This is a genomic window from Pseudoalteromonas sp. NGC95, from assembly GCF_015864705.1.
Classification (GTDB): domain Bacteria; phylum Pseudomonadota; class Gammaproteobacteria; order Enterobacterales; family Alteromonadaceae; genus Pseudoalteromonas; species Pseudoalteromonas arctica.
In genome coordinates, this window is the sequence record NZ_JADYWR010000036.1 from 1 (window position 1) to 24187 (window position 24187).

The 24187-nt window shown below is 39.9% G+C and carries 17 protein-coding genes; 6 read left to right on the forward strand and 11 right to left on the reverse strand.

Features of this window, described 5'->3' with window-relative positions; translation table 11 throughout:
• The first annotated feature begins 254 nt into the window (after positions 1-254).
• Positions 255-899 carry an adenylate kinase gene (gene adk, locus I6E70_RS19600; RefSeq protein WP_010553395.1) on the forward strand — a complete coding sequence of 215 codons (645 nt, stop codon included), beginning with the start codon at positions 255-257 and terminating at the stop codon, positions 897-899.
• Between the two features lie 88 nt (positions 900-987).
• Here the strand turns inward: adk and tpx are convergent, their stop codons facing one another.
• Positions 988-1569 (reverse strand): thiol peroxidase, encoded by a 582-nt coding sequence (gene tpx, locus I6E70_RS19605; protein WP_101216785.1) that lies wholly within the window; start codon positions 1567-1569, stop codon positions 988-990.
• A 233-nt stretch (positions 1570-1802) separates the two neighbouring features.
• On the opposite strand from tpx, the gene I6E70_RS19610 reads away from it, so the two are divergent.
• Together I6E70_RS19610 and I6E70_RS19615 are read left to right on the forward strand one after the other, a co-directional pair.
• Positions 1803-2807, forward strand: a complete 1005-nt coding sequence (locus I6E70_RS19610; protein ID WP_007584074.1) for a response regulator — start codon at positions 1803-1805, stop codon at positions 2805-2807.
• Positions 2808-2810: 3 nt separating this feature from the next.
• Positions 2811-3782: a sensor domain-containing diguanylate cyclase gene (locus I6E70_RS19615; RefSeq protein WP_024592692.1), complete on the forward strand. Its 972-nt coding sequence runs from the start codon at positions 2811-2813 to the stop codon at positions 3780-3782.
• A gap of 97 nt (positions 3783-3879) precedes the next feature.
• Here the strand turns inward: I6E70_RS19615 and I6E70_RS19620 are convergent, their stop codons facing one another.
• The 4 genes from I6E70_RS19620 to I6E70_RS19635 all read right to left on the reverse strand — a co-directional run bounded on the left by I6E70_RS19620 (position 3880) and on the right by I6E70_RS19635 (position 9443).
• Complete coding sequence (locus I6E70_RS19620; protein ID WP_197189411.1) at positions 3880-5394, reverse strand: SpoVR family protein; 1515 nt, start codon at positions 5392-5394, stop codon at positions 3880-3882.
• A 19-nt stretch (positions 5395-5413) separates the two neighbouring features.
• Complete coding sequence (locus tag I6E70_RS19625) at positions 5414-6697, reverse strand: YeaH/YhbH family protein (RefSeq protein ID WP_197189412.1); 1284 nt, start codon at positions 6695-6697, stop codon at positions 5414-5416.
• 31 nt (positions 6698-6728) lie between these two features.
• Positions 6729-8651 (reverse strand): PrkA family serine protein kinase, encoded by a 1923-nt coding sequence (locus I6E70_RS19630; protein WP_010553401.1) that lies wholly within the window; start codon positions 8649-8651, stop codon positions 6729-6731.
• A gap of 210 nt (positions 8652-8861) precedes the next feature.
• Positions 8862-9443 carry a superoxide dismutase gene (locus tag I6E70_RS19635; protein ID WP_002960323.1) on the reverse strand — a complete coding sequence of 194 codons (582 nt, stop codon included), beginning with the start codon at positions 9441-9443 and terminating at the stop codon, positions 8862-8864.
• A 266-nt stretch (positions 9444-9709) separates the two neighbouring features.
• On the opposite strand from I6E70_RS19635, the gene I6E70_RS19640 reads away from it, so the two are divergent.
• Positions 9710-10048 carry a Grx4 family monothiol glutaredoxin gene (locus tag I6E70_RS19640; RefSeq protein WP_004335359.1) on the forward strand — a complete coding sequence of 113 codons (339 nt, stop codon included), beginning with the start codon at positions 9710-9712 and terminating at the stop codon, positions 10046-10048.
• An 89-nt stretch (positions 10049-10137) separates the two neighbouring features.
• Here I6E70_RS19640 and I6E70_RS19645 read toward each other — a convergent pair whose 3' ends face one another.
• From I6E70_RS19645 to I6E70_RS19670, 6 genes are all read right to left on the reverse strand, one after another.
• Positions 10138-11451: a sensor histidine kinase gene (locus I6E70_RS19645; RefSeq protein ID WP_197189413.1), complete on the reverse strand. Its 1314-nt coding sequence runs from the start codon at positions 11449-11451 to the stop codon at positions 10138-10140.
• Positions 11451-12776 carry a sigma-54-dependent transcriptional regulator gene (locus I6E70_RS19650; RefSeq protein ID WP_197189414.1) on the reverse strand — a complete coding sequence of 442 codons (1326 nt, stop codon included), beginning with the start codon at positions 12774-12776 and terminating at the stop codon, positions 11451-11453. Before I6E70_RS19650 ends, I6E70_RS19645 begins: the two co-directional genes overlap by 1 nt.
• 121 nt (positions 12777-12897) lie before the next feature.
• A complete protein-coding gene (locus I6E70_RS19655; RefSeq protein ID WP_149602429.1) occupies positions 12898-14106 on the reverse strand; it encodes an ABC transporter permease in 1209 nt (402 codons plus the stop codon).
• Positions 14107-14117: 11 nt separating this feature from the next.
• Positions 14118-15431 (reverse strand): ABC transporter permease, encoded by a 1314-nt coding sequence (locus I6E70_RS19660; protein WP_197189415.1) that lies wholly within the window; start codon positions 15429-15431, stop codon positions 14118-14120.
• A 3-nt stretch (positions 15432-15434) separates the two neighbouring features.
• Complete coding sequence (locus I6E70_RS19665; RefSeq protein WP_004335374.1) at positions 15435-16145, reverse strand: ABC transporter ATP-binding protein; 711 nt, start codon at positions 16143-16145, stop codon at positions 15435-15437.
• 42 nt (positions 16146-16187) lie between these two features.
• Entirely contained in the window at positions 16188-17441 is a 1254-nt protein-coding gene (locus I6E70_RS19670) for an efflux RND transporter periplasmic adaptor subunit (RefSeq protein WP_197189416.1), read from the reverse strand.
• Positions 17442-18140: 699 nt separating this feature from the next.
• Between I6E70_RS19670 and gltB the strand changes: the two genes are divergently transcribed.
• Positions 18141-22598, forward strand: a complete 4458-nt coding sequence (gltB, locus tag I6E70_RS19675; RefSeq protein ID WP_197189417.1) for a glutamate synthase large subunit — start codon at positions 18141-18143, stop codon at positions 22596-22598.
• 9 nt (positions 22599-22607) lie between these two features.
• Positions 22608-24023: an FAD-dependent oxidoreductase gene (locus I6E70_RS19680; RefSeq protein WP_197189418.1), complete on the forward strand. Its 1416-nt coding sequence runs from the start codon at positions 22608-22610 to the stop codon at positions 24021-24023.
• Positions 24024-24187 lie beyond the last annotated feature (164 nt).

Here is a 24187-nt window from a genome sequence, read left to right on the forward strand (position 1 = left end):
ATATCGAGAGCATTAGAAAGTTGCATAAAAAAATCCGAATTCTACAAAAGAATTCGGATTCTTACATACCTAGAAGATCGTTCAAGTTCTATTAACTAATTCTTAAATGATCGGCATTAGAACGTATGTTCCCTTTTTTAATGCGCTGTAAATACATCAACAACTCATCAATTAGTATAAGTTGCTTGAGTATCGGCGGCGCTTGTGGAAGAATTCAGGCTTTAAAATAAATATCCATACTAGGGGACAATAATATGCGCATTATTCTTTTGGGCGCGCCGGGTGCAGGTAAAGGTACTCAAGCTCAGTTTTTAATGGACAAATACGGTATTCCACAAATTTCTACTGGCGACATGTTACGTGCAGCAATTAAAGAGGGCACGCCATTAGGCTTAGAAGCAAAAAAAGTAATGGATGCTGGTCAACTAATTTCTGACGATATTATTATTGGTTTAGTAAAAGAGCGTATTACTAAAGCTGATTGTGAGAAAGGTTTTTTACTTGATGGCTTCCCACGCACAATTCCTCAAGCTGATGCGATGAAAGAAAATGGCGTAGTGGTTGATCACGTTATTGAATTTGACGTGGCTGACGAAGTGATTGTTGAACGTATGGGCGGACGTCGCGTTCATCCAGGTTCTGGTCGTGTTTACCATATTGTATATAATCCACCAAAAGTGGAAGGTAAAGACAACGAAACTGGAGAAGACTTAATTGTTCGCGCTGATGATACTGAAGAAACAGTACGTAAACGTTTAGGTATTTATCACGAGCAAACTATGCCATTAGTTGATTACTACCAAGCAGAAGCTGCTGCTGGTAATACTCAATACCACAAACTAGATGGTACACAAGCTGTTGAAGCTGTTAGTTCACAACTTGGTGAGCTTTTAGGTTAATTATAAAAGCACATTAAAAAACCGCCAATTGGCGGTTTTTTGTTTTAAGGCTGTTTAGCATTGCTTAATCAATGCTATTTAATCGGCTTTACAGCGTTTCAAGTTTCTCAATTACGCTGTTGTATTCTGGTTCAGTTGAAAGGCTACTAACTAATTGTTTATAAATGACGTTATGGCTTTCATCTAAAATAAATACAGTTCGCGTTAATAAGCCCATATCTTTAATAATCAATCCGTATTTTTGGCCAAAATCGCGCCAAACAGAATCTGATAACGTAGTGATTTTATCGATATTTTCAGCTTTGCAAAAACGCTTTTGAGCAAATGGTAAATCAGCACTAATTGTTAGCATTACAACACTTGGAAATTGCGAGGCTACTTTTTCATTGAAATGCTTAGTTTGCAGGCTACAAATACCTGTATCAAGACTTGGCACTACACTTATCAATACAGCTTGGCCTTTGTAATCCTCAAGCGTTACAGGGATGAAGTTGTCATCAACTACTTTGAAATTTGGCGCGCTATCTCCAACAGAGATCCCTTTGCCTAATAAAGTGACTGGTTTGCCTTGTGCAGATACTTTTCCTATGTCTAGCGTGTTTTCTGGGTAATCGGCTGCAATAGCCACAGAGCAAAATGCGCTCAAAGCAAAGGTAAGTGAACGTAACATAAGGTATTTCCTTTTAAATTAACGCAATGGGCGTCAGTGTATTATACTGCGCTATAGTAACCAAGAGATTATACCGCCCTAATGAAGTTGGGATTAGTTCTGCAATATAAAAATTGTAACTGTGCTAAACTTTGATTAACATGAAGTTACAAAATATATCTTCAATAATAAAAATAAAAACCATCATAAAATGATTTTAATGCTCATTACTGGTTTAGAAACAGAGAGATAATATGTCAACATCGGTACTAATATGTGATGACTCAAAATTAGCTAGGCGTCAGCTAGCTCGTTCATTACCTGAAGATTGGGATATTAAAGTTGAATTTGCACTCGACGGCGTTGATTGCATAAAGCAAATAAAGTTAATTGAACCAGAAATACTTTTTCTCGATTTAAATATGCCTGAAATGGATGGGTATGAAGTATTAATCGCTATGAAAGAACAGGGGCTAAACATACTCACTGTTGTTGTCTCTGGTGACATACAGCCAAGTGCACATCAAAGAGTGCTTGAACTGGGTGCTATCGATTTTATTCAAAAACCATGTTCCCCCGAAAAACTAGCCAGCATAATTGAACACCATGGGATTAAAGATAAAGCCATGCGTGAGCGTCTCTCTCATTCGCTTGGAGAGCAAGTCGACCCTGATGTTCGGGATATATACCAAGAACTCACTAACGTTGCTATGGGACAGGCTGGGGATTTACTTGCACGTCTTCTTAATGTGTTTGTAGAGCTACCAATTCCTAATGTGAATATTTTGGAAGTTAATGAACTCGATATGGCGCTGCAGTCTATAGATAATAATGCAGCTACATCGGGTGTGTGCCAGGGCTTTATTGGCGGTGGCATTTCGGGCGAGGCGCTATTACTTTTAAATGATTCAAGCTTTAAAGAAATAGCTTCTTTGATGAATTATGACGGCGAGTTAAACGATAAAATTGAACTTGAGCTGCTTATGGATATTAGTAATATTTTGATAGGCGCTATTTTAACGGGTCTTTCAAAACAGCTCGATATGTCATTTAGCCAAGGGCACCCAATAGTACTTGGCCAACACAGAGATGTGTCTGAGCTGGTTAAATCAAACAAGTCACGTTGGCAACGCACCCTTGCTATAGAGATTAGTTACGGTATTGAAAACCATGATATAAATTGCGACCTCATGCTGTTATTTACTGAAGATTCACTTAAAACTTTGAAGTATAAAGTTGCTTACCTATTAGAAGATTAAGTTATGGCTGCAGATTTAGAAATGAATGAGATCCATTGGCTTATGGATATGTTTAATACCGTTGATGTAGGCCTTGTAGTACTTGATAGAGATTATAAGGTGTGTGTATGGAATGGTTTTATGGAAAACCATTCAGGGCTTCTACCAAGCGCAGTAAAAGATAAAGACCTATTTGATTTATTTCCAGCAATAGACGAAAAATGGTTTAGAAGTAAATCAGAATCGGTTTTTGTTTTAAAGAACCGCTCTTTTACGATTTGGGAGCAGCAGCCATACATTTTTAGGTTTAAAAATTATAGACCTATTACTGGTAAAGCTGATTACATGTATCAAAATGCGACATTTATCCCTCTTACAAATACGATGGGCGAAGTTAGCCATATTTGTATTATTTTGTATGATGTAACAGATGTCGCGGTAAATAAAAAAGAGCTTGAAGAGTTAAACAAAAAATTAGAACAAGTAAGTCAAACAGATAGCTTAACGCAGCTTGCAAACCGTGGACACTGGGAAGGTACGCTACGCCAAGAGTTTTTGAGAGTTAAGCGAAGTGGTGGCTGTAGTACATTATTAATGTTTGATATTGACCACTTTAAAAAAATAAATGATGAATATGGCCATAGCTGTGGTGATGAATCGCTTCGTCATTTATCTAACTTACTACGTACGACGCTGCGCGAAACTGATGTTGCAGGGCGCTATGGCGGTGAAGAGTTTGCAGTAACATTACTTGATACAGATAAAGAAGGCGCTTTTGTATTTGCTGAGCGTTTAAGGGTATTGATTGAAACTAACCCTGTTAAGTATAAACACTTTGAAATAACAATGACGGTAAGTATAGGGCTGGCTGGTAGCAGTAATGATTTTAAAAATCATGAGCGCTGGATAGAGGCTGCAGATAAAGCACTGTACCAATCTAAAAATACAGGGCGAAATAAAGTAATAGCCTACGAAGATATAAAAAATGACGCTTAAGCGTCATTTTTATATCCAGAATTTAGGGTTAATAATAGGGTGTTTTTTACAATCTGCTGAGCAAACCCAATCAGTATGAAAATTTTATTTCCCTTCATTATTGTGTTGTGTGTCGAGAGTCATCTATTGGGCATTGACCAATCATTGAAACCTCACCAGAATTTGACTCTTGCTCTAGTTTTACTTTAAAGCCCCATAATCTGTAAAGATGCTTAAGTACTTCCTCTTGCGAGTTTGCTAAAGGAATGTTGTTATGAGGTACATAGCGTAGGGTTAGTGAACGGTCACCTCTAATATCAACGTCATATACTTGAATGTTGGGCTCATGATTACTCAAGTTGTACTGCGCTGAGAGCGCTTCTCTTACAGCTTTATAACCATTGTCGTTATGTATTGCGCCAATTTCTAAATGGGGATTATTAGTATGATCAATAATAGTAAATAATTTAAAATCACGAATTAACTTAGGCGATAAAAACTGGCTAATAAAACTCTCATCTTTAAAGTTTTCCATTGCAAAATGCAGTGTATCTAGCCAATTACTGCCTGCATATTCAGGAAACCAACGTTTATCTTCTTCAGTTGGGTGCTCACATATTCTGCGAATATCAACCATCATATTAAAGCCTAAAGCATATGGGTTAATGCCTGAATAATACTTACTGTTATAAGGTGGCTGATAAACTACGTTGGTGTGGCTTTGTAAAAATTCTAACATAAACGAGTCGGTGAGTTTTCCCTCATCATATAAGTGATTAAGGATGGTGTAATGCCAAAAAGTTGCCCAACCTTCATTCATTACTTGAGTTTGTTTTTGTGGGTAAAAGTATTGCGAAATTTTACGAACAATACGTATCACTTCACGTTGCCAAGAGTCGAGTAATGGGGCATTTTTTTCAATAAAATACAAAATATTTTCTTGGGGTTCAGAAGGAAAATGGCGTACTTTCTTTTTGGTTTCTTGCTGTTGCTCAGGAATAGTCCGCCATAATTCATTTACTTGCGATTGAAGGTAGTCTTCACGCTCTTGTTGGCGTTTTTGCTCTTCAAATAACGATATTTGTTGTGGACGTTTGTAGCGATCGACTCCGTAATTCATTAATGCATGACATGAGTCGAGCAGGGCTTCTACTTGTGTAATACCGTGCTTTTCTTCACAGCGGCTTATGTAGTTTTTAGCAAATACCAAGTAATCAATAATTGAGCCAGCATCGGTCCAGGTTTTAAATAAGTAATTACCTTTAAAAAATGAGTTATGTCCGTAACATGCGTGCGCCATTACAAGCGCTTGCATAGGTAAGGTATTTTCTTCCATTAAGTACGCAATACAAGGGTCTGAATTTATCACTATTTCGTAAGCGAGACCCATTTGTCCGCGCTTATAATTTTGCTCTGTTTGAATGAACTTTTTACCGTACGACCAATGACTGTAGCCAATAGGCATACCAACGCTTGAATAAGCATCCATCATCTGCTCTGCGGTTATCACTTCAATTTGATTAGGGTATGTGTCTAACCTGTAGTGAGCTGCAACACGGGCAATTTCACCTTGGTACTCATCTAATAAATCAAAGGTCCAATCTGGGCCATCACTCATTCGTTTATCATTCATAATGCTACCTCGCTTTAGGCTATGCAGAGTTTTGCTGTTGACGACCTTTTTTAAATAGCTCCCTGAAAATTGGGTAAATATCTTCAACGCTTTGAATATGCTGTATAGCGAAATTATTATGGCTGTGTGTTATGGATTCATATTCGCGCCATAGGCTTTGATGGGCACGAGTGGTTATTTCAATATAAGCAAAATAGCGTACTGCGCTTAAGAGTTTATTACGCAAAATTTCACCACACTGCGGGGTGTCGTCCGCCCAGTTATCGCCATCAGAGGCTTGTGCGGCGTATACATTCCACTCGTTTGCGAGATAACGCTCTTTTATTATTTCGTTCATTAATTTAAGTGCGCTTGAAACAATAGTGCCGCCAGTTTCTTGAGAATAAAAAAACTCTTGCTCGTCTACTTCTTTTGCTTGTGTGTGGTGGCGAATATAAACAACTTCTATGTCTTTATAGCTGCGTGTTAAAAATTGATAGAGCAAAATATAAAACCGTTTTGCCATGTCTTTTGTTGGCTGATCCATTGAGCCTGACACATCCATAATACAAAACATCACCGCTTTGCTGGTGGGATGAGGGCGTTTTTCGTAATTACGAAAACGTAAATCGTAGTTATCAATAAATGGAACCGACTTAATTTGCACTTTTAATGCTGCAATTTCTTTTTGTAATAAAGCAATTGCTGCTTTATCGTTATGTGGACCAGCAAGCAGCAGAGCAAGTTGTTCTTCGAGCTCTTTTAAACGGCGTTTTTTACCTGCACTCATGGCAACACGCCGTGCAAGCGAGCCTTGTAATGAGCGGACAATATCAATATTGCTAGGCATACCATCACTACAAAACCCTGCGCGATGGGTTTTCATTTGCACTAACTTATCAAGCTGGTTCTCTTGCAAGTTAGGAAGTTCTAAATCTTCAAACAGTAAATCAAGGTATTCATCTTTTGATATTGAAAATACAAATTCATCTTGCCCTTCGCCCGAATCGCTGGCGTCACCTTCACCGGCACCGCCGCCTTGTCCGCCTTTAGGGCGCTCAATTTTATCACCTGTAGAGAACTGATCGTTACCAGGGTGAATTTGTTCTCTATTCCCGCCTTGCCCTTGATGAAATGTAGGTTCGCTGATATCGCGTTGTGGAATAGAAATACTCTCACCAGAGCTTGAGTCGGTAACACTGCGTTTGTTAATCGCATCTGAAACCGCTTCTTTAATTTGTTTTTTATAGCGCCTAATAAAGCGCTGGCGATTAAGCGTACTTTTATTTTTTCCGTTTAAACGCCTATCTATAAAATGCGCCATATTGACCTCCTATATACTACGACTATGAAGGTTATTGCGATTTTCTAACCCGTAAATACCACTCAGAAAGCAAGCGAACTTGTTTTTGTGTATAGCCTTTTTCGACCATACGGTTCACAAAGTCTTCGTGCTTTTGCTGATCCTCAGCAGACGTTTTAGTATTAAACGAAATTACGGGGAGTAAATCTTCGGTATTAGAGAACATTTTTTTCTCAATCACCGTGCGTAGTTTTTCGTAGCTTGTCCATAGTGGGTTTTTACCGTTGTTATGCGCACGGGCACGCAATACAAAGTTCACTATTTCATTACGGAAATCTTTAGGGTTAGAAATACCTGCTGGCTTTTCTATTTTTTCAAGTTCGGCATTAAGTGCCTCACGGTCAAATAGTTGTCCTGTATCAGGGTCGCGATATTCTTGGTCTTGTATCCAAAAGTCTGCATAAATAACATAACGGTCAAAAATGTTTTGTCCGTATTCTGAATACGATTCTAAATAAGCGGTTTGCAGTTCTTTACCTATAAACTCTACATATTGCGGAATTAAATAGCCTTTTAAAAAGCTTAAATAACGTTCTTCTATTTCGCTTGAAAATTGCTCGCGCTCTATCTGTTGCTCAAGCACATAGAACAAATGCACCGGATTTGCAGCAACCTCAGTGGTATCAAAGTTAAACACGCGGGATAAAATTTTAAACGCAAAGCGAGTAGAGAGCCCCGTCATGCCTTCATCAACACCTGCATAATCACGATACTCTTGATACGATTTTGCTTTAGGGTCGGTGTCTTTTAGAGTTTCGCCATCGTATACCCGCATTTTTGAATAGATACTTGAATTTTCTGGCTCTTTTAAACGTGATAGCGTCGTAAATTGCGCCAATGTTTTAAGTGTACCTGGTGCGCATGGCGCGTTGTATAGCTCGCTGTGCTCAAGTAATTTGTCGTAAATTTTAATTTCTTCAGTTACACGTAAGCAGTAAGGTACTTTAACAATATAAACACGGTCTAAAAATGCTTCGTTGTTTTTATTGTTTTTAAAAGTTTGCCACTCAGATTCATTAGAGTGAGCGAGGATCATGCCATTAAAGGGCAGGGCACTAATGCCTTCTGTGCCGTTGTAGTTACCTTCTTGGGTTGCGGTAAGTAAAGGATGCAGCACTTTAATAGGCGCTTTAAACATTTCTACAAATTCCATCAGCCCTTGGTTAGCTAAACATAAAGAGCCCGAGTAGGCGTATGCATCAGGATCGTTTTGGGCAAAGTGCTCAAGCTGGCGAATATCGACCTTACCCACTAGCGCTGAAATATCTTGGTTGTTTTCATCTCCAGGTTCGGTTTTGGCAATGCCTATTTGGTTTAAAATTGAGGGGTAGCGCTTAACCACTCTAAATTGGCTAATATCACCATTGAATTCTTTTAAGCGTTTGCCAGCCCAAGGCGACATAATGGTTTTTAAGTAGCGCGGTTTAATACCGTATTCTTGCTTTAGTACGTCGGCGTCCTCTATTGGGTCAAATAATGCAAGAGGATGGTCGTTTACCGGAGAACCTTTAATTGAATAAATAGGCACTTGTTGCATTAAATATTTTAGTTTTTCAGCAATGGATGATTTACCCCCACCAACAGGTCCAAGTAAATAAAGCACTTGTTTGCATTCTTCAAGCCCTTGGGCGGCGTGTTTTAAATAAGAGACTATTTGCTCAATGGCGTCTTCCATACCATAAAAATCAGCAAAGGCAGGGTAGCGTGCAACTACTCTATTAGAAAATAACCGGCTTAGCCGTGCATCCGTTGCGGTATCTACCATGTTTGGTTCGCCAATTGCCATGAGTAGGCGTTCTGGTGCGCTGGCGTAGGCAGACTTATCGGTTTTACAAATCTCAAGAAATTCAGCGATACTGTATTCTTCTTCCTGTGCCGCTTCGTATCGTGCTTGGTAATGCTCAAAAATCGTCATAATAACCTCCGAAACCCGCTGTAAAAAGGTGCTTACCTTTTAAAGTCTAGTCACGAATCTGTATTTTTGTGCAATAAAATTAAAAATTTAAGTGAAAAAAGATCATGTTACTAAAAGTGTTTTATTAAATGATGAGGCGCTTGGGTGTGATAAACAAGAAACAAAAAAAGACGCCTAAGCGTCTTTTTTACATTAGCGTTTAAAGGCTAATTAAGCGAAGTTAGCGTTCGCGAATTCCCAGTTAACAAGCGACCAAAAACCTTTAAGGTAATCTGGACGAACGTTACGGTAATCAATGTAGTAAGCGTGTTCCCATAAATCCACTGTAAGGATTGGAGTAACGCCATCATCAGTTAATGGTGTAGCAGCGTTAGATGTATTAACGATGTCTAGTGAACCATCAGCAAGCTTAACTAACCACGTCCAGCTTGAACCAAAGTTATTTACTGCTTTGTCATTTAATGCATCTTTAAATGCATCAAAAGAACCCCATTTAGCGTTGATTGCATCAGCAACTGCGCCAGTAGGCTCGCCGCCGCCGTTTGGAGATAAGCTGTTCCAGTAAAAAGTATGGTTCCAGATTTGTGCTGCGTTGTTAAATACGCCGCCTTCTGATGAACATACGATCTCTTCTAGAGATTTGTTTTCAAACTCAGTACCAGGGATTAAACCATTAAGCTTAACCACGTATGTGTTGTGGTGTTTGCCATGGTGAAACTCTAGCGTTTCTTTTGAAATATGTGGCTCAAGTGCGTCGATTGCATATGGTAGTGACGGTAGTTCAAATGCCATTTTTTTATCTCCATCTTCTTTGGTTGATAGTCCATTTGGTAATACGTAATGCCTGTTGAAACAGACCAGTTACCTATACCAAGCGGTAATATAGTGTTACTATAATTGTTGAGTATTTTACTCAAGTTTAAGCAAACAGCAATGCTATTGCGAAAGACTATTTCAATTGCGGCTTTATTTGCCCATTTTAAGTTATATATTTGTGGTCACGATGAGTTATTTTCAAGACCTAAATATATTTAGCTATCGTTACTTTGAGGTTGTAGATGGAAACCATTGATAAAATTAAACAGCAAATTTCAGAAAACCCAATAATCCTTTTCATGAAAGGGTCACCAAAATTACCAAATTGTGGTTTTTCTTCACAAGCATCGCAAGCGTTAATGTCATGTGGTGAACCATTTGCATACGTTGATATTTTACTTAATCCAGACATTCGTGCTGAGCTTCCAGCATACGCAAATTGGCCAACATTCCCACAACTTTGGGTAGATGGCGAATTAGTTGGTGGTTGTGACATTATTATCGAAATGTTTCAACGCGGTGAATTACAGCCGTTAATTACAGAAACTGCTGCTAAATATAAAGAAGCTGACGCAGAGTAATTTATTACTCAACCTGCTATCAGGTTATTAAGCTCTTTAAACACAAAGCCACTTTTTAAGTGGCTTTGTTGTTTTTAATTTTTGTGAATTTACGAATAAGGAAGGCTCACTTGTACGTTTAAGCCGCCCTCTATTTTGTTATGTAAACTTATATGCCCCTGGTGCGCTTCTGCTATTTCTCTGCATAAGGCTAGCCCTAAACCACTCCCCGTACTTTTTGTAGAATAAAAGGGCACTAAAGCATTTGCCATTACTTGCTCGCTCATTCCTTTGCCGCAGTCGCTCACATTTATAACACAAGCTTGGGGTACAAATTCGACCTGAATATGTATTTCATTGGAGTTGGAGCCTGACTCGTGTGAATTTTTTAATAGGTTTATGAGCAGCTGCTCGAGTTGGGCTTGATCAGCTTGTAATTCATTGTGTGAATTTTTTATTTCGTAGCTAAATTGCCAGTGATTTTTTAAATTATTGAGTGTGTTTTGCCAGTTAATCCGTGTTTTTTGTGGCTGAGGTAATTTAGCAAACTTGCCATAGCCTTGTACAAATTCAGTTAAATGACTAATTCGCTCATCAATAGTTGCAAATACACGGGCAAGGCGGGGCTCATCAACTTTATTTGCGAGCAATTGTGCGCTGTGTAACATGGACGACATAGGGCCGAGTGAATTATTCAATTCGTGGCTGATAATGCGTATTACCTTTTTCCACACGGCAACTTCTTGGCGACTAAGCTCACGGGTTAATTGTTTAAATATATATAAATGATGCTTTTGGTTATTGAGTAAAAACTCCCCGGTGGCTAAATGCCAAGTTTGCGAGTCTTGATTCTCTATTTCTATATTAAAGAGGCCATCAACACCGTGCTCTATAGCTGCTATTAATTGCAGGGGCGAATTTTCGAGCAATTTACTTAGCTGCATACCTTCAAGGCGGGTTGCGCTATTAAATAAACTACGGCTAATTAAATTACTAAATACCACCGTATTATTATCATTGACCAGTAATAACGCTTGCGGCGAGCTTTGCAATACTTTATCAAGCATTAACTCGCGCTGGTAAATCCATTGTTTTTCTTGGCGAAGCTGTTTAGCGGTTTGATTATAAAGTCGGCATAGTTTTCCAAGTTCATCATTACTTTTATATGCTAGTAAGCTGGAGAGCTCACCATCTTTAAAATTAAGCAATCCAGTTTCGAGCGATTGCATGCCAAGCTTTATTGGCTTGGTGAGAGCTCTTGAAAGCAAGGTGCTAAATGCAAGCGTTAGTAATATTAAAAACAGAGTGTAGTACATATCAAAACCACTAAGCGCGGCAATAATAAAAACAGGCAGCACGCTACAAAGTGCACAAATTAACACAACCTTTTGGCTTAGGGTAAAGTGGCTAATAATGTTTGGCATTAATAATCAATACCCATTTTTTGTAATCGACGATAAAGAGCTTGTCGGCTTAAACCAAATTCACGGGCCACTTTGGCTATAACACCTTGGTGAGCGCGCATTGCGTGTTCTATTTCCTGTTTGGTCGGCTCTGCTTTTTGTTGGGAAGAGACCGGTGACGAAAGTGCAAAGTCATCGACTGTAAGCGCACCTGTAGGTTTTAGTACCGCTACACGTTTACAAGCGTTTTCTAGCTCTCGAACGTTACCTGGCCATTTGTAGTGTTGAAGTGCTTGCTCTGTGTTTATAGTCAGCTCTCGGTGAGGTAAGAAATGGCTAATGAGTGCTAAAACATCATCTTGCCTTTCGCTAAGGGCAGGCACATTGAGCTCAATTACATTAAGGCGATAATATAAGTCTTCCCTAAATCGACCTTGTTCAATTGCTTGTAGTAAGTTTTCGTTAGTGGCCGATATAACCCGCACATTTACCTTTCGTGTTTGTGTTGAGCCTAAACGTTCAAACTCGCCGGTTTGTAGTACGCGTAGTAATTTTATTTGTCCTGAAAGTGGTAAATTACCAATTTCATCTAAAAATAACGTACCGCCATCAGCTGCTTCAAATCGACCAATACGTTGTTTGGTTATCCCCGTGTATGCGCCAGCTTCAGCGCCAAAAAGTTCGGCCTCTATAAGTTCTTGTGGTAGTGCACCTGCGTTTACCTTAATAAAAGGTTGCGATACAAGCGGGGAGTTTTTTTGAATGATATACGCAATACACTCTTTGCCACTCCCATTAGGGCCTGTAATTAATGCAGATATATCAGATTTAGCCACTTGTAGCGCCATAGTGACCAGACGCTCCATCGCGGTACTTTTAAATATTAGCCCAGCAAGGTCTGCATTTTTAAATGTACCTTTACGTTCTTGTTGAAGGCGATTATGTGTAGCAACTATTTTTTTAGCACTGCCTAGCTCTATTAAATTACTGATGCAAACTAGTAGTTTTGCATCATCCCAGGGTTTTGGTAAGTAATCGGCAGCACCGGCTTTTACAAGCTCAATGGCGGTGGCAAGTTCGGTCCAGGCTGTAATAAGTATAATAGGGAGGTGTGGGTTTATTTCTCGTAGTTCATAAAACAAGGCTTTACCTTCTTCGCCAGAGGTTGTGTCGCTGGTAAAGTTCATGTCTTGAATTACAAGCTCAATTCGCTGATAGCGAACTCTTTGCATAGCATCAAACGGATTTGTTGCAGTGACTACCGAAAAGTCGTGGATCTCGAGCAACAATGAAAGTGCATCGAGTACTGCTTGGTTATCATCAACAATGAGTATTTTATGAGTCATAGGTTATTTTTATAATTTTTTAATGGCTACACTGCCTTACTAATCAGTGTAGCATAGTGATTTTTACATGATTTAGTAACCTAAACTCTGGATAATAAATCTACCTCAAGCGGATTCTAGGTTAAATTGTGCGAGTTGCGATACTGGGCGAAATATTAGCAGCGCGTTTAGCCGGCGCTAATACCGCAAGTAAGCTCATTAAAAATACGGCAATGGCGGTAACGGCTATATAACTTGGCGGTAGTGCAGCTACAGAAAAATACTGCATTAACATTTTCCCAAGCAGTATTGCTGTTACTACACCTAAGGCTAAACCTAGGCTACAAATTAATGCATTTTCTACTAAAAAGTAGCTAACAATAGCTGACTTTCTTGCGCCAAGTGCTCTGCGTGTACCAATTTGCTTAGTACGTTTGCTAATATTAAATAAGGTTAAGCCAAAAATACCGAGAGCGGTTATAAGCACTAAAATAGTGATTAATACTATGAGCATGCGCATCATGAGGCGATCTTGAGCGGTATACTCATTTTTTAATTCATCAAGTCCTTTAATGTTATTAATAACGCGTTTGCTGTAATTTTCGAGCATAGCATTTTCTATTTCTTTCATTACAGCTGCTCGCTGACCAGGCTCTGTACGAACGGCAACTTGTGCATAACTTGCTGCTTTAATATAAGGAATAAACGCAAGATTATCGGGTTTACTGTCTTTGAGCCACGGGCCTTTCATTTTTCCGATTACGCCAATAACTTTAAGTGGTAGGTCACCAAAATAAACTATTTTTCCTAAACCATCTCCATCAGGGTAGAGCTCATCAAGTAAGGCTTTAGTGACTATAGTGACGTTGGTGCGCTTTTGTGTAATTTCGTTTGTAACGAGCACTTCATCTTCGGTAAAGTTTCGCCCTGCAATTAAGTTAACGCCGTAGGTATTAATTGCGTGGTCATCTATAAAAAAATAAGCGGTCCTGACACTTAGGCCTTCTTGTGGAGCAGGTTTTAAATTAAAGCTCGAAGCGCTGCCACTCCCTGATAGCGGAATACTACTGCTTAATGCGGCATCGACCACGCCTGGCATTTTTCTAAGCATGCTTTCATCAAGCTCAAACTGCTGACTTAAGTTAATATCAGTACCAAAGGTCATTACATTAAACTTAAATATATCTTGTTCAGGGTAGCCCGTTTCTTGGTTTAAATAGCTAATTCTGTCTTGAATGATAAATGCAGCATTACTGACTATTGCCGTTGTGATTGCAATTTGAATTAGCAGTAATACAGCGCCCACCTTTGAGCGGCATAAGGCGTTAAATATAGGTTTTATTTCTAACATTGTTAAATTCCTTATTGGCTCTTAAGATAAATGGCAGGGTTGGTTTTGCACACTAGCCAAGCTGGATACAAACCAGCCAAAATGCAGGTTGTAATTGCAATCAATGGAGCGCTCAATAGCATGGTTAAATCCATTGTCGCTAAGTTTTCATAGTAGTCGTAGCTTTGCCCTACGCCCATTAAGCCAAGTTGTGCTAGTACAATTCCTAGCATGCCACCTATAAAGCCAAGCATGGCGACCTCAACTAAGTGCTGTAAAAATATTTGCCTTTTACTAGCACCTAATGCGCGCCTTACACCTACTTCTGGCGCTCTGCGTAAAAACTTAGCTAAAAGTAAACCTAAAATATTGGCTAAGCAGACACCTAAGAACATAAAGCTCAGGCCTACTAAAATTTTATTGTCTTCGGTGACGACGTTGTTGTATTGCATCCATTGGTTTACATCGCGAAGTTTATACTCAAGTTCTTTACGATTAAATCGACCACGTTTTTGTTGTTCTTGCATATAGGCTAATAAGTAATTTTGATAGGCTTGTTTTTGTTCAAGCGTATTTAGCTCTGCCCAAAACTGGATCCATACTTGCTCAGATTGCAGTTTATCTGCAAAGGTTGGTGTGTTTTCGTGTTTCCATCCATTGCTATTGCCCCAACTTACGAGCTCTTTTGCCTTTATTAAGCTAAAGGGTATAAATAACTCTTCTACTTGATTAAATGCACCGTTATTTAAATCATAATATTTAATATTGAGAGGCCAATGGTTAATAACACCAACTACTTGATAGCTTGCATCATCTAAGTAAATCAGTTCTCCGACGGAGTTTTGTCCTGCAAATAGTTTATCGTTTATCTCTTGGGTAATAACAACCACAGGTGCGGCTGAGTTTTCTTGCTCTTTGCTCCAAGCCCCTCCGTATAGAAATGACAAATTAAACATGCTAAAAAAGTCAGGCGTTGTCATGCGAGCATTACCTATAAAAGGTTTTATTTTGTCGGAGTCCAGATAAACTGAAAAGCCGGTACGCATCATAGCCACTTTTTTCTCTGACGTGGGTGCGTTTAATAAGTTCTCAGCATCTTGATAAGTCAGTTGCAGTGGCATGTTATCTTCTGTCCACCACGTACTACCATCGTCCATTGTTTGTAATTGCACACTGTAAAGTTGGCTGCTTTTTTCTGGGATAGGATCGGCCGACATCATGTGATAAACACTAAGGCTGGTCATTGTTATGCCTATACCTATCGCAATGGCAAGTACCATTAAAAAGCTAACCAGTGGGGTGCGCTTGAAGCTGCGCCAACTTAAATCTAAATAATGAATAAACATTAGTTAAACCCCCGATGCTGTTTTTATAGTTTGCGCGCCCTGATAAAGTGTAAAGTCGGCAAGCTGCCCATCAACTACTTGAATATTACGCGGAGCACGGCGGGCTAATTCGCTATCATGCGTTACCATTACAATAGTGGCACCGTCGCGATTGATTTGTTCAAGTAACTCCATAACTTGGCGAGCCATTAAGCTGTCAAGGTTACCTGTTGGCTCATCGGCAAGTAAAAAACGAGGTTCACCAGCAAGCGCACGGGCTATTGCAACACGTTGTTGCTGGCCACCGGAGAGTTGTTGAGGTAAGTGTTTAGCGCGAGATGCTAAACCAACTTGTTCAAGGCATTGCTCAATTCGACGTTTTCGCTCATTTGCTTTAATCCCTCTGTAGCGAAGAGGAACTTCTATGTTTTCATATAAATTTAAATCGGGGATCAAATTAAAGCCTTGAAATATAAAGCCAATTTTTTGATTACGTAAATCAGCACGTTGGTTATCGTTTAGGCTGCCAACATTAACGCCATCCAACAGGTATTCACCTTCGTTAAAAGGCTCGAGCATACCTGCAATATTTAAAAAGGTTGTTTTTCCTGAGCCGCTAGGACCGGTAACAGCAATAAATTCGCCTTCGTTTACTTGCAGATTAAAATCTCGAAGCGCATGGGTTTGTACCATTTCTGTTTGGTATACTTTACTTACATTGTTCATTTGTAACATGGTTGTTCCTAATTATTTTTAGCGTTGGTTGAGAACGTCTGTTTAATTTAATAAAATCGTGTTGGCTTGCTTAAAGTCGCTGTAGCTTGAAATAATAATTTCATCGTTTTCTTTTAGTCCACTTAAAAGCTCAACCGCATTAATGCTGGTGGCGCCTATTGTAATAGGTATACGCTTTGCGATATTGCCATCGACTTTATAAGCTATAATTCCGCCTTGCTGCATAAATGCACCACGCTTTACTTGCATTACACCTTCTCGGTTGTCGAGTAAAATACGTGCAGTTAAGCGTTGGTTCTGACGAATGTTGTTAGTAACACCTTTAAACCGGACGCGTGTTGTTACTTCACGATTATTAACTTCTGGTGATATGGCGGATAAATTCCCCATCACTGTTTCATTGCCTAACTTAAGCTCTACTTCCATACCGAGCCCTAATTCGTTTGCGTAACTTTCAGGAACTTGGAGTTCGGCTTCAAAATTACTTAAGTCGACGAGAGTCATAAGAGGTTGGCTTTGCGTCACTGCGGCTTTTTGTTGCACTAATAGGTTACCCACGATCCCTGTAACGGTAGCCTTAATAGATAGGTTGCTTACTTTTCGGATTAAGTCATCAACAATAAGTTGTTGGCGGGTCACATCACTTTTAGCAGCTTGTAGTTCAAAAGCGAGCGTGTCTTTGGCAAGCAATACCTCTTGCTGCGCATGCTTATAGGAGAGCTTAGCTCGGGATAAATCATCAACTGCTTTTTCTAGATCAATTTGGCTAATTAAGTGCTTTTGTATTGATAACTGTGCGCGACGATTTTCGCGCTCAGCGGCGTTAAGCTCAACTTGTGCCATATCGAGTGTTTTATTTAAAGTGAGTGTTTGGCGTCTTGCTTGCAAATGCTGCCTTTGCTGTTCACCTTCAAGTCTTTTAAGTACAGACTCCTGTTGCTTTAATTCATTAGTTAACTCAGGGCTTTGCAGCAGGGCAAGTGTGTTGCCTTGCTTTACTGTATCGCCGGCCTTTACTTTTAAATCTATAAATCCCCGTTCTGGACTGTAGATTTTAGGGGCATTAGCAGCAACAATTTTACCACTGGCGGCAATGTCTCGAATGAGCGCTTTAACATGTACTTTTGCAATCTGTACTTTTGAGCGGCTAATAGAGCTTTTAGCGCTATGGTTAGTTAAAAAAATATAAGCAATTGCAGAGACCACAATGAAAACAATCGCAGTGATCATCGCGTATTTTTTATAGCTTATAGGTGCCTTTACCTGTACGTCTTGTGCGCTGGTATCTTTAATCATTTAATTTCCCCTAAATTGCTTTTATGTATTTTTCGCACAGCAGTAATAAAGCTGCTGTGCAAATAGCGGCAATAGGAGAGAGTAAAAATAAGCTTAGAGTAAACATAGTAATTCCAATTAGCGATTATATATAAAGCTATACGATTAATATGCCAACTATTATCTTATTGATATTTAAGTGATTTTATTTTTTTGTTATTGAAATTTATGTCCGCGGACAGTTTATGTGTCCGCATCGGACATAGTTTTAAATAAAAATTCACTATTAACGTACAAAAAATGACATGAACTTTCATAACTATACTAATGAGCAGCAATAATCAGGGATGTTAAGCCATTAAAGTAATGAAATAGCATAAAACTATCTAAATGTTAACTGAATAGCCCCTTTAGCGCTGAATACTTATTCACTTTCGGCTGCCTTTACGTTTACGTAAGCTGGCAGGCCGAAGGCTCGTGTTTTTTTACAATATGTTAAACTTGACACCAGTGTCATGAAAAAATAGTGGTTAAAATAACGCTAAATGTTAAAAATAATGATAAAAAGAAATCTTGCTATGAAGTGAGAAATATTCAAGAATGTGAATATGTATTCAAAGTGCTATTGACTCTATTTAAGATAGAGGCTAGTTTTGTCCGTCTGTTAGCAAATCGTCGAGCAGTTCATCCACGCTAACAGTGCAGCAAGGGGAGGGGTCTATGTTATACGACTCAAAGTTAGAAAAAGAAAATTGTGGCTTTGGCTTAATAGCCCAAGTTAATGGTCAAGCTAGTCATAGGCTTATTCGTACTGCTATTACGGGGCTTGATCGCATGCAGCACCGTGGTGGTATATCTGCCGATGGTAAAACAGGTGATGGCTGTGGTTTATTATTACAAAAACCAGATAGCTTTTTCCGTGCTATTGCTAGTGAACATAACTGGCACTTAGGCAAAAACTACGCAGTGGGTATGATATTTTTAAATTCAGACCCTGTTTTAGCGCAAGCTGCAAAACAAATACTTAGCGAAGAATTAGAAAAAGAAACGTTAAATATTTTAGGTTGGCGCGTTGTGCCAACCGACCCATCTATGTTGGGTCCTATTGCTGTACAGCAATTACCAGGTTTTGAACAAATTTTTGTTAGCGCGCCAGAAGGTTGGCGTTCTAAAGACTTAGAGCGTCGCTTATATGTAGCACGCCGCCGCGCTGAAAAGCGCATTGTTGATGACGAAGCTTTCTATATTGCAAGTCTATCTGGTTTGGTAACTATCTATAAAGGCTTAATGATGCCTGCAGATTTACCAAATTTTTACCTAGATTTAGCTGATATTCGTATGACGAGTGCGATTTGTGTTTTCCATCAGCGCTTTTCTACTAATACTCAGCCGCGTTGGCCTTTAGCTCAACCTTTCCGCTATTTAGCACACAATGGTGAAATTAATACTATTGAAGGTAACCGCCAGTGGGCACGCGCACGTTCATATAAGTTTGCGTCACCGCTTATTCCTGATTTACAAAGCGCAGCGCCGTTTGTAAACGAAACCGGCTCTGATTCATCAAGCCTAGATAATATGCTTGAGCTATTTTTAGCTGGTGGCATGGATTTATTCCGCGCTATGCGTATGCTCGTACCACCTGCATGGCAGAAAAACCGTGCAATGGACGACGATTTACGTGCATTTTACGACTTTAACTCTATGCATATGGAACCATGGGATGGCCCGGCAGGTATTGTTATGTCGGATGGTCGTTTTGCGGCTTGTAACCTTGACCGTAATGGACTTCGTCCAGCGCGTTATGTAATTACACAAGATGGCTTTATTACGCTTGCATCAGAAGTGGGTATTTGGGATTACACTGCCGATGAAGTAGTTGAAAAAGGCCGTGTTGGTCCAGGTGAATTATTAGTTATTGATACTAAGCTTGGCAAAATTTGGCACTCAGATGAAATCGATCAAGATTTAAAGTCTCGCCATCCTTACAAGTCATGGCTTGAGGAGAACGTTAAGCGTTTAGTTCCATTTGAAGAGCTTACTGAACAAGACGCGGGTAATCGCTCATTTGATGACGAAACGCTAGCTAAATATCAAAAAATGTTTGGTTATACCAACGAAGAACTTGATAGTGTTATTCGTGTAATGGGTGAAAACGGCCAAGAAGCAACCGGCTCAATGGGTGATGACACGCCATTTGCAGTGCTTAGTGAAGGGCATCGTTCGCTTTATGATTACTTCCGCCAAAAATTTGCGCAAGTAACAAATCCACCTATCGATCCACTGCGTGAAAATCATGTAATGTCACTTGCGACATGTATTGGTAGTGAGCAAAACGTATTTAACGAAACAACAGGCCATGCTAAGCGCCTACAGTTTGATACGCCAATTTTAATGTACGCAGACATGCAGCAGCTATTAAATGCTGATGAAGCGCATTACAGCTACTGTAAAATTGATATTATCTACACAGTTGAAGAAGGTTTAGAAAATGCGGTAACGCGTATTTGTGACCAAGCACAAGAAAAAGCAGCCGCTGGTTGTATCATGCTTATTTTAACTGACCGTAACTTTGATGAAGCAAATTTGCCGATTCCAGCAGCTATGGCTGTAGGTGCGGTACAAAAACGATTAGTTGATAACAATCTTCGCTGTGAATCAAACATTATCATTGAAACCGGTAGCGTGCGTGATGCGCATCAGTTTGCTGTGTTATTAGGCTTTGGTGCTACGGCAATTTATCCATACCTTGCGTATGAATCGTTAGTTGCGATGAGCGACAGCAAAATTATTAATAAGTCGTATTGCGAAGTAACTCTTGCTTACCGTAAAGCCATTAACAAGGGCTTATACAAAATCATGTCTAAAATGGGCATAAGTACGGTTGCGTCATATCGCTGCTCAATGTTGTTTGAAGCGGTTGGTTTATCTGACGCTATTGTACAAATGTGCTTTAAAGGTGTGGCAAGTCGCATACAGGGCGCATGCTTTACCGACTTTGATGACGATCAGCAAAGCTTACACAAACTCGCTCTAAGTAAGCGTAAATTATTAAGCCACGGCGGCTTGTTTAAGTACGTACATGGCGGCGAGTATCATGCTTATAACCCTGATGTAATCCAAACCCTGCAAAAAGCAGTTCGTTCTGGTGAATATAGTGATTACAGTGAATATGCAAAACTTGTTAATACGCGTCCTATTGCCACTTTACGTGACATGCTTGCGCTTAAAATTCCAGAGCAAGGCATTAGCATCGATGATGTAGAGCCTGCAGAAAACCTATACAAGCGTTTCGATTCAGCAGCAATGAGTATTGGTGCATTATCGCCAGAAGCGCATGAGGCTCTAGCAATTGCAATGAACCGCTTAGGTGGTTGTTCAAACTCTGGTGAAGGCGGTGAAGATAAGCTGCGTTATGGTACCGAGAAAAACTCGCGTATTAAGCAAGTCGCTTCAGGTCGATTTGGCGTAACGCCGCATTACTTACGCAGTGCTGACGTTATTCAAATTAAAGTAGCGCAAGGTGCAAAACCAGGCGAAGGCGGTCAATTACCGGGTGAAAAAGTAACCCCGTATATTGCTAAGCTTCGTTATTCTGTTCCAGGTGTTACATTAATTTCGCCACCACCACATCACGATATTTATTCAATTGAAGATTTAGCGCAGCTAATTTTCGATTTGAAACAAGTAAACCCTAAAGCACTTATTTCTGTAAAACTGGTTTCAGAACCAGGCGTAGGAACCATTGCAACGGGTGTTGCTAAAGCGTATGCCGATTTAATTACTATTTCTGGCTACGACGGCGGTACAGGCGCAAGCCCACTTACTTCAGTTAAATATGCAGGTAGCCCATGGGAACTAGGACTTGCAGAAACGCAGCAAGCCCTTGTTGAAAATGGACTGCGTCATCGTATTCGCTTGCAAACAGATGGTGGCTTAAAAACGGGTTTAGATATAATTAAAGCGGCAATTTTAGGTGCAGAAAGCTTTGGCTTTGGTACCGGCCCAATGGTTGCGCTTGGTTGTAAATACTTACGAATTTGCCATTTAAATAACTGTGCGACCGGTGTTGCAACACAAGACGAAACACTTCGTCAAAAGCATTACCACGGCTTACCAGAAATGGCTATGAACTACTTTAAGTTTATAGCGCAAGAAGCACGTGAAATCATGGCTAGCTTAGGTGTTGTAAATTTAACTGATTTAATCGGTCGTTTAGATTTGCTTGAAGCAATTGAAGGCAAAACAGCAAAACAGAAGAAAATTGATTTATCTTCAGTAATTGCTCAGCCTAATAACCCAACAGGTGAAACACTTTATTGCAGTGCGCCTAATAGCTCACATTATTTAGGAAAACTTAATGAGAGCCTACTTGCTAAGGCGCAAGAAGCAATTGATGCTTCAAGCGGTATTTCACTAGTAAGTCGTATTTGTAATACGGACAGATCGGTAGGTGCAATGCTTTCTGGCTATATTGCTGATAAATATGGCAACCAAGGTATGGCGGCAGATCCTGTAGCAATTGAGCTACATGGTACTGCGGGTCAATCATTTGGTGTTTGGAATGCCGGTGGCCTTGAAATGACACTGGTTGGCGATGCAAACGATTACGTAGGTAAAGGCATGGCGGGTGGCAAGTTAGTTATTCGTCCACCACTTGGCTCGTCGTTCGAAAGTCACAAAGCCACAATTGCAGGCAACACATGTTTATACGGTGCAACAGGCGGCAAACTGTTTGCTGCAGGTTGTGCAGGCGAGCGCTTTGCAGTTCGTAACTCAGGTGTGCAAGCGGTTGTTGAAGGTGTAGGTGACAACTGTTGTGAATACATGACCGGTGGCGTTGTATGTGTACTGGGCAATGTAGGCGTTAACTTTGGCGCGGGTATGACAGGTGGTTTTGCTTATATTTTAGATGAGCGAAATGATTTTGAAAAACGCATTAATCCAGAGCTTGTCGAAATAGTAACACTAGACGAATTAACGTCGCATCAAGAACATTTACGCGGCTTAATTGCTGAGCATTTAGAGCTTACGGGTTCGTGCAGAGCAGAAAGTATTTTGGCTAACTTTGAATTGTACTTACCGATGTTCAAATTAGTAAAACCAATATCAAGTGACGTAAAAAGTTTACTCGGGCATCGCGCTCGCAGTAGTGCCGAACTACGTGTTCAGGCGCAATAAGGGGGCAGTATGAGCGAAAATGTATATCAATTTATAGACGTGCAGCGTGTAGACCCACGCAAAAAACCAATCTCGTCACGTAAAAAATCTTTCGTAGAAATTTACGAACCCTTTTCAGAGAATCAGGTTAACTCACAAGCTGACCGTTGTTTAGATTGTGGTAACCCATACTGTGAGTGGAAATGTCCAGTACATAACTACATTCCACAATGGTTAAAGTTAATACGCACGGGCCGTATTATAGAGGCGGCTGAGCTTTCTCATCGTACAAATAGTTTACCAGAGGTTTGTGGGCGTGTTTGCCCACAAGACCGCTTGTGTGAAGGCTCGTGTACGCTCGATGAAGAGTTTGGTGCGGTTACAATTGGTAATATTGAAAAATACATTACTGATGAGGCATTTAAAATGGGCTGGAAGCCTGATATGTCTTATGTAACATGGACTGACAAAAAAGTAGCCATTATTGGTGCGGGCCCTGCAGGTTTAGGGTGTGCTGATATTTTGGTGCGTAACGGCGTTAAACCAGTAGTGTTTGATCGTCACCCAGAAATAGGTGGACTACTCACATTTGGTATTCCTTCTTTTAAACTTGAAAAATCAGTAATGCAAAAGCGCCGTGAAATTTTCACTGAAATGGGCGTAGAATTTAAGTTAAATGTTGAAGTAGGTGTTGATATTACACTTGATCAAATTTTAGCTGATTACGACGCTGTGTTTTTAGGGGTTGGTACGTATCAGAGTATGCGTGCAGGTCTTGAAAATGAAGATACAGCGGGTGTTCACGATGCATTGCCGTTTTTGATTGGTAACACGAACCGTGTAATGGGCTACGACGAGACAAAACAACCGTGTATTGATATGGCTAATCAAAAAGTAGTTGTACTTGGCGGTGGTGATACAGCGATGGACTGTGTGCGTACGTCTATTCGACAAAATGCTGCAAAAGTAACGTGTGCTTATCGTCGTGATAAAGAAAATATGCCAGGCTCTAAACGTGAAGTTAAAAACGCGAAAGAAGAAGGCGTTATATTTACGTATAACGTTCAGCCTAAAGGCATTGTATTGAACGATAAAGGTAAAGTGACCGGCGTTAAAATGGTTAAAACTAAATTAGGCGAACCTGACGCAAAAGGCAGAAGCCGTGCTGAAGAAGTACCTGGTTCAGAGCATGTTATTGAAGCAGACCAAGTTATTATGGCGTTTGGTTTCCAGCCTCACAAAATGGATTGGTTAGAAAAATACGATGTAGAAATAAATAACTGGGGCGGTATTAACGCACCAGAACAAGGTGAGTTTACACATCAAACTACTAACCCTAAAATATTTGCTGGTGGCGACATTGTACGTGGTTCAGATTTAGTGGTAACTGCTATTTTTGAAGGACGTAACGCTGCAGAAGGTATTATGGATTACTTAAAAGTTTAATTTTTCGTGTTAAAATAACGATATTTAAAGCAAGCCAAGAGGCTAATGCCGATCATTTAAGAATTAGTTAATAGCACTTGAACGATCTTCTAGGTATGTAAGAATCCGAATTCTTTTGTAGAATTCGGATTTTTTTATGCAACTTTCTAATGCTCTCGATATTA

What these genes read in the sequence shown, in the direction of transcription:
- I6E70_RS19650 (WP_197189414.1), bottom strand. Translation starts at nt 12,776, where the DNA reads ATGACTCATAAAATACTCATTGTTGATGATAACCAAGCAGTACTCGAT.
- I6E70_RS19640 (WP_004335359.1), top strand. Translation starts at nt 9,710, where the DNA reads ATGGAAACCATTGATAAAATTAAACAGCAAATTTCAGAAAACCCAATA.
- I6E70_RS19680 (WP_197189418.1), top strand. Translation starts at nt 22,608, where the DNA reads ATGAGCGAAAATGTATATCAATTTATAGACGTGCAGCGTGTAGACCCA.
- I6E70_RS19670 (WP_197189416.1), bottom strand. Translation starts at nt 17,441, where the DNA reads ATGATTAAAGATACCAGCGCACAAGACGTACAGGTAAAGGCACCTATA.
- I6E70_RS19630 (WP_010553401.1), bottom strand. Translation starts at nt 8,651, where the DNA reads ATGACGATTTTTGAGCATTACCAAGCACGATACGAAGCGGCACAGGAA.
- I6E70_RS19635 (WP_002960323.1), bottom strand. Translation starts at nt 9,443, where the DNA reads ATGGCATTTGAACTACCGTCACTACCATATGCAATCGACGCACTTGAG.
- I6E70_RS19665 (WP_004335374.1), bottom strand. Translation starts at nt 16,145, where the DNA reads ATGTTACAAATGAACAATGTAAGTAAAGTATACCAAACAGAAATGGTA.
- adk (WP_010553395.1), top strand. Translation starts at nt 255, where the DNA reads ATGCGCATTATTCTTTTGGGCGCGCCGGGTGCAGGTAAAGGTACTCAA.
- I6E70_RS19610 (WP_007584074.1), top strand. Translation starts at nt 1,803, where the DNA reads ATGTCAACATCGGTACTAATATGTGATGACTCAAAATTAGCTAGGCGT.
- tpx (WP_101216785.1), bottom strand. Translation starts at nt 1,569, where the DNA reads ATGTTACGTTCACTTACCTTTGCTTTGAGCGCATTTTGCTCTGTGGCT.
- I6E70_RS19625 (WP_197189412.1), bottom strand. Translation starts at nt 6,697, where the DNA reads ATGGCGCATTTTATAGATAGGCGTTTAAACGGAAAAAATAAAAGTACG.
- I6E70_RS19615 (WP_024592692.1), top strand. Translation starts at nt 2,811, where the DNA reads ATGGCTGCAGATTTAGAAATGAATGAGATCCATTGGCTTATGGATATG.
- I6E70_RS19655 (WP_149602429.1), bottom strand. Translation starts at nt 14,106, where the DNA reads ATGTTAGAAATAAAACCTATATTTAACGCCTTATGCCGCTCAAAGGTG.
- gltB (WP_197189417.1), top strand. Translation starts at nt 18,141, where the DNA reads ATGTTATACGACTCAAAGTTAGAAAAAGAAAATTGTGGCTTTGGCTTA.
- I6E70_RS19660 (WP_197189415.1), bottom strand. Translation starts at nt 15,431, where the DNA reads ATGTTTATTCATTATTTAGATTTAAGTTGGCGCAGCTTCAAGCGCACC.
- I6E70_RS19645 (WP_197189413.1), bottom strand. Translation starts at nt 11,451, where the DNA reads ATGCCAAACATTATTAGCCACTTTACCCTAAGCCAAAAGGTTGTGTTA.
- I6E70_RS19620 (WP_197189411.1), bottom strand. Translation starts at nt 5,394, where the DNA reads ATGAATGATAAACGAATGAGTGATGGCCCAGATTGGACCTTTGATTTA.